We start from the raw sequence: 9,716 nt of genomic DNA, 5'->3' as shown, positions 1-9,716 counted from the left end.
GCCCCCTCCGCCGCCGCTCCCTACACTGCCCACGTGCTCAAACCCCACCTGCCCCTCACCACCGAACGCCTCACGCTGCGGCCCTTCGCCCCCGGCGACCTCGACGCCGTCCACGCCTACGAAAGCCTGCCCGACGTCACCCGCCACCTGTACTGGGAGCCCCGCGACCGCGACACCAGCCGCACCTTCCTCGACAAGAAGATCACCCAAACCGCCCTCCTCGACGAGGGCGACGCGCTCGACCTGGCCATCACCCTGACCCGCAGCGGCGAGCTCATCGGCAACTGCCTGCTCATCTGGACCAGCAAGACCCACCGCCAGGGCGAGATCGGCTACGTCCTGCACCCCGGCCACCACGGCCACGGCTACGCCCCCGAAGCCGGCCGCGCCCTGCTCCGCCTCGCCTTCGAGGGCCTCGGCCTGCACCGCGTCGTCGGCCGTCTGGATGCCCGCAACACCGCCTCCGCCCGCGTGCTGGAAAAGCTCGGCATGCGCCACGAGGCCACCCTCGTCGACAACGAGATCGTCAAGGGCGAGTGGAGCAGCGAGAGCATCTACGCCATCCTCGACCGCGAGTGGGCGACGTGACCATCCTCCACCTGGCCCTGGGCGCCGACTGGGACGCCGCCCGCCAGGCGGGGGAGTACCGCGTCTCCACCCTGGGCCGCACCCTCGACGAGGTGGGCTTCATCCACTGCAGCCGTGACCTGGTCCAGCTGCGCGGCGTCCACGCCGCCTTCTACACCGGCGTGACCGAGCCGCTGCTCGTCCTCGACATCGACCCGGCGGGCCTGGACGTGCGCGTGGAGAACGGCTTCCCCCACCTGTACGGGCCGCTGCCGCTCAGCGCCGTCACGGCCGTGCGGCCTTTCCCACCCTGACCTGGTGCCCCGTTGCGGTCCGTCCCGGCGGGGGAGGGCCGCACGTCCAGCCGCACGTCCAGCCGCGCCTCCAGCCCGGCCACCGGCCGGACGTCCCTGCCCGGACCCGTGCCCGGACCCGTGCCTGGACCCGTGTCTGGCCCGTGTCCGGGCTCGCCGGGCCCGCGGCGCGGGGAGCCGCCGGGTCAGTCGAGAAGCTCGACGTACCCGCCGGCGCCGTGGACGCGGATCCGCTGCCCGTCACGGATCAGCCGGGTCGCCTGTTCGACACCCACGACGGCGGGCAGACCGTACTCCCGCGCGATCACCGCCCCGTGCGTCATGAGGCCGCCCACCTCCGTCACCAGCCCGGCGACCGCCACGAACAGCGGCGTCCAGCTCGGGTCGGTGTAGGCGGTGACCAGGATGTCGCCCGGCTCGAGGTCGGCCCGCGCCATGTCCATGAGAACCCGGGCCCGCCCCTCGACCGTCCCCGGCGAGACCGGCAGCCCGGCCAGCGCGCCGGGCGGGACGCCGTCGCGCCGGTGGCTGCCGGTGAGGACCTCGCCGTCGGAGGTGAACACCCGCGGCGGCGTGAGCGCCTCGTAGGACCGGAACGCCTCCCGTCGTTCCTCCACGAGCGCGGCGTCCGCCTTGCCGGTGCGTACGACGTCGCGCACCTCCTCCATCCGCAGGAAGAAGATGTCGTCCCGCTCGCGCAGGACGCCGGACCTGACCAGACGGTCGGCCTCACGCAGCAACGCCTGCTTGTAGACGAAATAGCGGCTGATCATGCCGTACTTCGGGTATTCCCGGTATCCGGCGAAGGTGCGGACCCGGTCGATCATCCGGCCGGCCTCCTCCGCCTTGCGCTCCCCGTCGGGCAGGGCACGCAGCCGCCCCAGCAGGTCCTGCGCCATCCGCTCCGCCTCCTGACGGCCCTGTTCGAAGTGCCGCCCACCCGCGCCCGGCTCGAAGTTCCTGACGTTGCCCAAGATCGCGGGCACGAGCGTGGCGGGCCGCTCGCTCCAGCGCGTCCTGGTGATGTCGATCTCGCCCGCGCAGCGCATGCCATACGTACGCAGGTAGCCGCGGATGGCCTCACCCGCCTCGCGCCCGCCCGGCAGCCCGGCCAGCTCGTCCAGCCAGCCGTCGCCCTGCCGCTCCTGCTGCGCCACCCGCTGCAGGAACGCCACGACCTGCGCGTGCGGACGGACGACGTCCGCGACCTCCAGCAGCGCCAGCCCCATCTCCGAGGTGACATTACGGGGCACCGACTGCGTGAGCACGTCGGCGGCGTTCCTCACACCCAGCCACGCCTCGAGATGGTCGTTGAGCCACCACGCCGCCTCCATCCCCGCCATGACCACCTGGTGGCTCCGCGGATCGAACAACACCCGCTTGAGCTCCACGATGTCGGCCACGATGAACTCCACCAGCGCCGGCCCCGACAGATCCTCGATCTCGCGCTTCAGGGCCGCCACGGACGCCTCGCCGCGCCGGATCAGCTCGGTCACGACACCCGGATCGGTCTCGACCGGATCGGCCGCACTCCCCGGGCCCCCGACGGGCGCGGCGGGCGCGGCGGGCGCGGCGGGCGCGGCGTCGTCCGGAAGCGAGGGCAGGAAGTCGCCGCGGTCCACGACGGCCTGCAGCGCGTCCCGGACGAGCGGATCGGACCTGCCCCACGTGTCCAGCAGGCTCGCGCGGCCCGCGGCCGTCGCCAGGACGGGCGCCACGTCGACGAACAACCGCCCGCCCGCCTCGTCCATCGGCCGCGGGGTCGTCAGCTGCCACAGCGACAACCCCAGCGGCTTCATCGCGTCGGTCATCATCTGCTGGTGCCCGACGGACACATACAGGTGATTGTCCCCGTCATCGACCGCGGGCACGGGGAACAGCGTGGTGATCGGCCGGCTCTGCACGATGTGGAACTCGCCGCCGGCCAGGCACCACTCGATGTCCTGGGGCCGGCCGAAGTACGCCTCGATACGCCGGCCCAGCCGCACCAGCCGCACCGCCTGCTCCCGGCTCAGAACCGGCTGCCGCCGCAGCCCTTCCTCGACGGCCACGTCCCGGGTGCCTCCCTGCGGCGACGCCTCGACGCGGCGCTCCTTGACGGCGACCGCCACGTCGACGACCTGGCCGCCGCGCACCGTGTAGACGTCGCCGGCCACCACACCCGACACCAGCGCCTCGCCGAGCCCCCAACCGGCTTCCACCGTGGCGACCTTCCGGTTCGAGGTCACGGGGTCGGCGGTGAACACCATCCCGGCCGCCTCCGGGAACACCATCCGCTGCACCACCACCGCCATCCCCACCGTACGGTCGTCGATGCCGTTACGGCGCCGGTAGGTCACCGCCCGCTCGGTGAACAGCGAGGCCCAGCACCTGCGCACGTGCCGCAGGACCGCCTCCAGGCCCACGACATTCAGGTAGGAGTCCTGCTGGCCGGCGAACGAGGCGCCCGGCAGGTCCTCGGCCGTCGCGCTGGAACGCACCGCACAGGGCGTCCGCTCCCCGAGCCGGGCCAGGGACGCGCCGATCCGCGCCGCCACATCGCCGGGAATCTCGACGCCCTCGATCTCGCGCCGCAGCTCGGCGCTCAGCGTGGCGATCGCCGCACGGTCGTCCGCGTCCACGCCCGCCAGCTCGTCCAGCCGGGCGCCCATTCCCGCCACGACCTGCTGGAAGGCGGCCGTGGTGACGCAGAAGCCGTCCGGCACGCGGACGCCGTCGATTCGCGACAGCTCACCCAGGTGCACCCCCTTACCGCCCACGTCCGCGAGATTCGCCGAGCCGATCTGCTCGAAACCCATCACGTAACCCAATTTCACTGCTCCATCGGTCGTCGGGCCGTTCGCAACGGGCAAGTGTGCCCCACTTTCCGATGTCTCATGAGGCGCGCTGATCTGCTATAAAGTAAAAGTGGCGGGGACCTGTGCCCGCCCCCCATCCCCGCCGCAGCCCCTTGACCGAAACACCGAGGTCGAACGCCCAGAGCCCGGCGAGTCACTCCACAACCGCCGGCCGTGACGCTGAGATCAGCGCGAATGAATCCCCTCGTGGGCCTCCTCGACACTCGCGCCCGCCAGAAGCGCCGCGACCCCGCCGGTGAATTGGGCGCACTCGACGATGTCGTCATGCGGACAGGCCAGACCGTGGGCGATGGCCGTGCGCGCCACCTGAGCCCGGGCGATCCGCTCATCCAGCTCGGCCAGCTTGCGCTGGTACAGCTCCCGCCAGCCGTCGCCGCCCGCCGAACGAGCCGTCAGGAACGCCTTGACCTCGCGCAGCGTGAAACCGACACCACGCAGCATCAGCACCACACCGACCAGCCCGACCGCCGACGGCGGATAACGCCGTTGCCCTGAGACGCGGGCCGGCGCCGGCAGCAGGCCGAGCTCCTCCCAGTAGCGCAGAGCGGAGGTGGCGACGCCCGTGCGGCCGGCAAGCTCACCGATCGTCAACTGCTCATCCATTGACTTCAAGCGTACGTGAAGCCGTTGACTGGCGATCATGCAGACCACGGACACCTCTTTCAAGCAACGCCTCATCACCTTCCTGGTCGACCAGGCACATCACCCGCGGGGCATCGCCGGATGGGCCAACGGCTGGATGTTCGCCCTGCGCCCCTCCAACCGCACCCGCAACCGGTGGGCGGTGCGGCTGCTGGACGTGCAGCCCACCGACCGGGTGCTGGAGATCGGTTTCGGCCCCGGCATCGCCATCGCCGAACTCGCCCGCCGCGCCACCCGGGGCCACGTCTTCGGCATCGACCACTCACGGGCCATGGTCCGGCATGCCGCCCGCCGCAACGCCGCCGCCGTCCGCGCCCGCCGCGTGCACCTCACACAAGCTCCGGTGGAACAGCTGCCCGACTTCGGCGGACCACTCGATGCCGTCCTCGCCGTCAACTCCACGGGATTCTGGCCCGACCCGGTCGAACGGCTCGGCGAACTGCGCCGCCTGCTGCGCCCCGCGGGCCGCATCGCGCTCGTCAGCCAGCCCCGCTGCCCCGGCGCCACCCACGAGTCCACGGCCCGAGCCGCCCGCGAGCTCGCCGACCTGCTCACCCAGGCCGGTTTCACCCGGATCCGGATCGAGACCCTCGAACTGAAGCCGCCCGCCACCTGCGTGCTGGCCACCAGCCCGGCCACCAGCCCGGCCGCCGCACCGTCATGACCGCACCGTCATGACCGCACCGTCATGACCGCACCGTCATGACCGCATCGACCCCGGACCCGCCCCGGGTGAACCGTCCGACGGCACGCCCCCGGGCGCCGATCGCGCCCCTCAGGTAGGGGCCGGGGTGGAGCGGACGACCAGATGGTCGAGGGAGATGTCGAGCACGTCGGCCAGCGCGGCGATCGTGAAGAACGCCGGGGTGGCGATGCGTCCGGTCTCGATCTTGCGCAGGGTTTCGGCGGACATGCCCGCCGCCGCGGCCACCTCGACGATGCTGCGCTCGCCGCGGGCCTGACGCAGGGTGGAGCCGAGCTGCTCGCCACGGAGCCGCTCTTCAGGGGTCAGCGGAGGTCGCACCATGGCCACCACTCTATACCCGGACACCGGTATAGTTATCGCGCCCAGGTCCGCCGTACCCACCACCCGGCCAACACGAGCCCCCGCCTCACCGGCCCGCTCCAGGTCGGTGGTGATGACCTGGACGACCAGGCCCACCGCCTCCGCTGTCAGAGTTTCATGGGGTAGGGCGCCGTCCGAGCCAACAGGAACTCATACGTACCACGCCGCCTGCAGAGAGGACCCTCGCCGGCCGGCCAGATGGCCGGGACCGCCAGCGGGCGATCGGTCGACGACCTGCTGCCGTCGGCGTGGACGTTGTGGTCGGTGGCCCGGAAGAAACCGCCCACGAAACCCAGCCAACGCCGATCACCACGGCGGCGCTCGATCAGCTCCCGGACCGCGTCGCCGCAGCCCGACGGGGCGCGGCGGCGGCGCGCAGCGGCAGGGCGATGACCCGCCCAGCCGGCTCCTCGACACCCCCGAGGACGGCTGACGCTGAGTAGCCGAGCGATGGAGGAGACGGTGTTTTCCGGCCGGGTGAGCGGTCGCGGGCGTGCCGGATCTGCTCGGCAGTCATCGCCGGCGGCCGTCCCAGGCGCTGACCTCGGGCGCGGGCGGCCAGGCACCTCCAGATCGAGACCCACTCCCATGCCGCACCCAGACCGCGATCGCGCTACCGGGAAGGCCTAGTTACGGGAATTTCCGGACTGCCAGGACCCCCATGACGGCGCTTCAGAGGGTATTTTCGATGCCCCGATCAAGTCATGGAAACGCTAAGGAAACGTCCACCTCGTGTATATCTCTCGCAGACCGTTTCCTTTCGGGAGGATTTTCCATGGCGTTACCGCGTCCCTTGGCCGGCCACGGCCCTTCGCGCCGTTCGGCCCTCTGGTTCTTGGGTGCAGTCACGATGGCTGGCGGTGATCTCCTGGCCTCGTCGGGACCCGCCGAGGCGAGCACCCATGTCTCGTCAAGCTCCGGCCGGATTCCCAAGGGCCTGCGTCCTGGAGGGGCCTTCGACCGATACGTCAAGCAACTGGCGGACAAGGATGAGTTCTCCGGCACTGTGATGATCGCCTACCGCGGCCCGCCGGGTCCTGGCCCGCGCCTACGGCTGGTCGGACAAGGAAAGCAAGGTCCCGAACAAGGTCGACACCATCTACGCCCTGGCCTCGACCTCCAAGCTGTTCACCGGGCTGGCTGTCGTGCAGCTCGTCCAGAAGGGCAAGCTCAAGTTCTACGACCTGGTGAGCAAGCATCTGAACGGCCTGCCGGCGGCGATGGCCGAATCCATCACCGTGCACCATCTCCTGACCCACACCAGCGGCCTGGGCGACGCCCGGCGTCCCGGCGACCAGCCGCCATCGGAGAAGATCCATACCAGCTACGAGGAGCAGATGGCGGAGTTCTGGTCGAATCTGAAGACATTCGAGCTGCAGTTCACCCCCGGGACGAGAAAGGCCTACAGCAGCATGGGTTACATCCTGCTCGGCGAGCTCGTGGCGAAGGTCTCCGGCATGTCGTTCCAGGACTACGTCCGCCAGAACATCTTCCTCTCGGCCGGCATGAAGGACTCCGCCTACTACAGCCGCCGCGAGTGGCTCGCCGACGGCCGCATCGCCCATCCGTACATGTATCAAAAGGACGGCACACGCGTGGACGCCGTCCGTAACCTCGATAAGGGCTCCGTACACGGCGATGCCGGTCAAGGCAGCAACTCCGCGCGGGGATGGATGGGTACGGGCGGCGGCAACGGCTTCTCCACCGCTCCGGATCTCGTCCGCTTCGCGGTCGCGCTGCAAGGCGGCAAACTCACCGCCCGGCCCTACACCGAGGTCTACGTGAACGGAAAGATCTCTGCCAAGCCGCTGAAGGAGGACACCTCCGGCAGCTCCGTTCGTGGTGAGACCTTTCAGGCGTACGGGCCGGTAGCCCCGATCTACAACAACCAGCGCATCATCACCCATGGGGGCGGGGCAGGCGGCATCTCGACGAGTTGGTCCCTCTACCTCGACATGGACTGGACCGCGATCATCCTGAGCAACTACGACCTCCAGAGCATCGAGCCGATCATTGCTCTGGAACGAAGCCTGATCACCGGCGCATAGCTCCGGCCAGGTAGCCGCACACCGCCACCGCGGAGCGAGCGGGTCAGCGGTTCGCAGCGGCGGATGGACTGCTGTACGGGGTCATCGGGCGGAGCCTGGCCGGCAGCCAGTTCCAGCTGGCCCCCACAGCATCAGCCGCTGCCGCTCGCGATGGCGGGACAGATATTCGTGCACGGGCCCGGTGTAGCCGGGCAGGTCAGTGGGGTCCATCTGGGTGGCCTCGGCCAGCGCCGACAGTCGCGCGAGTCACGATTGATCGCCCGGACACCGCCGCCCGACAATCCGGGCGCGCTGGATCCCAGACGCAGACGACCTTTCGTAGCCGTCCGGCGCGTTCATATAACCGTTTGACGAACGCAACCATGGACATCCAGCCAAACGGGAGCCTCCGTGCGCCGTGTCCGGTTCGGATGTTCATTTCGTCGTCCTGGGACCGCCCGAAAGCAAGGCAAGGTCGGACGCCGCCGCCCCGTGGCCGACGACAAACGCGCCGCGACCCTCGACCGTCGCCGGCGCGGGGAATCGATCCGTACCATCGCCGCCGGGGGTGGAGGTCTCCGTCGGCGGCGTCCGCTCCCAGCTCGCCGAGGGCGCCGCTGCTCAGCCGGGCGTTCAGGCCGAGTCGGACCTCGCCGTAGGGCGCACGTGCAGCCAGAACAGCGGGGGTCAGGCCGCGCCGGTCGACCGGGGTGAGCAGGGCGGCCCACCTCTCTTCGGCCAGGACGTCTTGCAGCATCACGACATTCGTGATCTTCCACACGGCGCTGGACATGATGGACGTGATGCGCCGGCTGCTGGCCGAGGGCTGGGAGATCAGCCCCGAGGACGTCGCGCAGTTGTCGGCCCTACCTGACCGCACACATCAGCCGATTCGGTCTGTATGCCACACGGCGGCCGAAGCGACTGAGATCCTGGCACTGAACGTCGAGGACCTCGACCTGGAGCACCGCCGCGCCCCCGTCCGCTCCAAGGCGGCGCCGGTGAGCTTACTTGGTCTGACATCAACCCCTTGCCACGCCAGTGCCGTCTCCTCTGACGAGCGAGCCGCTCGCCTCAAGATCATCCCAATGTGGGTTTTGGGCTTATGTGGGTTGACAGTGAAGTAGTCCTTTAAATCGTGCGCGTACGCCTTCACTGTGTTCGGCGACCGGTCGATGTCCGGCAGGTAGGCCAGGTACCGCTCGATCGGTTCGATCGGGACGCCGGCCTCGCCGAGGACCGTCCACGACTCGGCGATGAACGCCGCCGAATCACGAGGCCTCTTCAGCGCCTCGTGGTGTACGTCCCGGTCGTCGTCGAAGTCGGCCGGCAGGCCCACCTCCGGGTTGCGCCAGATCTTGCCGCCCTCCACCCAGATCTCCCGCGGGCGGATCGCCTTGCGCAGCGCGACCAGCACACACAGCTCGTACGGGATGCGCTCGATCCGGCCGCGCTCATCGGCCACCGCCTCCTGCCAGTCCTCAGGCACCACGTACTCGATCGGCACCGTCTCGGCGCGGTCGTAGAAGACGTCCTCAGAGTCGGCGTAGCGGTCCAGCAGCTTCAGCGCGTCCATCACCGGCTGGAAGGCGGTGTTGTCGCAGTGGAAGTCCAGTGCGCGCAGCAGCTTGGTCAGGCCGCGCCGGTAGTGGCGGCTCACTCGGCCCTGTCGCCCGCTTCGCTCCGCAGCAGGGGATGGGCCCGCATCGCCACCTCCAGCTCACCCGGCAGCTCATCACGGTAACGCCCCAGCGTCGACAGGTCACTGTGCCCCAGCACCCGCCGCACCGCGTCCATGTCGACCGCGTCGGCCAGCAGATGCGTCGCCGTCGTGTGCCGCAACCCGTGCGGCGTCACCGACCGCCGCTGGTCCGGGTCGACCCGCGCCTGCACCCGGTCGATGACCGCCTGCACATCACCCCGCGCCAGCCGCCGCCCCCGCCACGACAACAACAACGCCTTGTCCTGCACCGCCGGCCGCCCCCGCGCCAGATAGTCCTGCAACACCCGCGCCACGTCCTGCGGCAACGGCACGTCCCGCGTCCGCCCGCCCTTGCCGAAGATCCGCCAGTAGCGCACCCCGTCGTTGGTGAAGAAATCCTCCACGTTGGCGCGCACCAGCTCCGACACCCGCGGCCCCACCGTCGCAAGCAGCAACACGATCACCGCGTCCCGCAGCTCCGTACGCTGATCACGCCGCTTGCCCGCCGCCCCCGCGTCCGCAGCCGCGTCCGGCACCGCC

General features: G+C 70.2%; 9 protein-coding genes. 4 read left to right on the top strand and 5 right to left on the bottom strand.

Going from position 1 to position 9,716, the window contains the following annotated elements; genetic code table 11:
• The coding region (locus tag E1295_RS45185) for a GNAT family N-acetyltransferase (RefSeq protein WP_246081172.1) at positions 1–588 on the top strand (588 nt) is incomplete at its 5' end.
• On the top strand, positions 585–881 hold the full coding sequence (locus E1295_RS45180; protein WP_132641090.1) for a DUF952 domain-containing protein: 297 nt from the start codon (positions 585–587) through the stop codon (positions 879–881). The genes E1295_RS45185 and E1295_RS45180, both read left to right, overlap by 4 nt.
• Before the next feature lie 185 nt (positions 882–1,066).
• Here the strand turns inward: E1295_RS45180 and rph are convergent, their stop codons facing one another.
• Both rph and E1295_RS45170 read right to left on the bottom strand, forming a co-directional pair.
• On the bottom strand, positions 1,067–3,697 hold the full coding sequence (gene rph / locus E1295_RS45175) for a rifamycin-inactivating phosphotransferase (protein ID WP_246081170.1): 2,631 nt from the start codon (positions 3,695–3,697) through the stop codon (positions 1,067–1,069).
• Positions 3,698–3,904: 207 nt separating this feature from the next.
• Positions 3,905–4,342: a MerR family transcriptional regulator gene (locus tag E1295_RS45170; RefSeq protein ID WP_132641088.1), complete on the bottom strand. Its 438-nt coding sequence runs from the start codon at positions 4,340–4,342 to the stop codon at positions 3,905–3,907.
• 37 nt (positions 4,343–4,379) lie between these two features.
• Here E1295_RS45170 and E1295_RS45165 point away from each other — a divergent pair, with 37 nt between their 5' ends.
• Complete coding sequence (locus E1295_RS45165) at positions 4,380–5,045, top strand: class I SAM-dependent methyltransferase (RefSeq protein WP_132641086.1); 666 nt, start codon at positions 4,380–4,382, stop codon at positions 5,043–5,045.
• Positions 5,046–5,156: 111 nt separating this feature from the next.
• Here the strand turns inward: E1295_RS45165 and E1295_RS45160 are convergent, their stop codons facing one another.
• On the bottom strand, positions 5,157–5,543 hold the full coding sequence (locus E1295_RS45160; protein ID WP_425465406.1) for a helix-turn-helix domain-containing protein: 387 nt from the start codon (positions 5,541–5,543) through the stop codon (positions 5,157–5,159).
• A 941-nt stretch (positions 5,544–6,484) separates the two neighbouring features.
• On the opposite strand from E1295_RS45160, the gene E1295_RS45150 reads away from it, so the two are divergent.
• Complete coding sequence (locus E1295_RS45150; RefSeq protein WP_220449221.1) at positions 6,485–7,495, top strand: serine hydrolase domain-containing protein; 1,011 nt, start codon at positions 6,485–6,487, stop codon at positions 7,493–7,495.
• An 862-nt stretch (positions 7,496–8,357) separates the two neighbouring features.
• On the opposite strand, the gene E1295_RS45140 is transcribed toward E1295_RS45150, so the two are convergent.
• Together E1295_RS45140 and E1295_RS45135 are read right to left on the bottom strand one after the other, a co-directional pair.
• Entirely contained in the window at positions 8,358–9,134 is a 777-nt protein-coding gene (locus E1295_RS45140; protein WP_132641084.1) for a hypothetical protein, read from the bottom strand.
• The coding region (locus tag E1295_RS45135) for a tyrosine-type recombinase/integrase (protein WP_166427731.1) at positions 9,131–9,716 on the bottom strand (586 nt) is incomplete at its 5' end. The genes E1295_RS45135 and E1295_RS45140, both read right to left, overlap by 4 nt.

It is taken from the genome of Nonomuraea mesophila (genome assembly GCF_004352805.1).
GTDB lineage: Bacteria > Actinomycetota > Actinomycetes > Streptosporangiales > Streptosporangiaceae > Nonomuraea > Nonomuraea longispora.
This window is presented reverse-complemented; position numbering and strand designations above follow the sequence as displayed.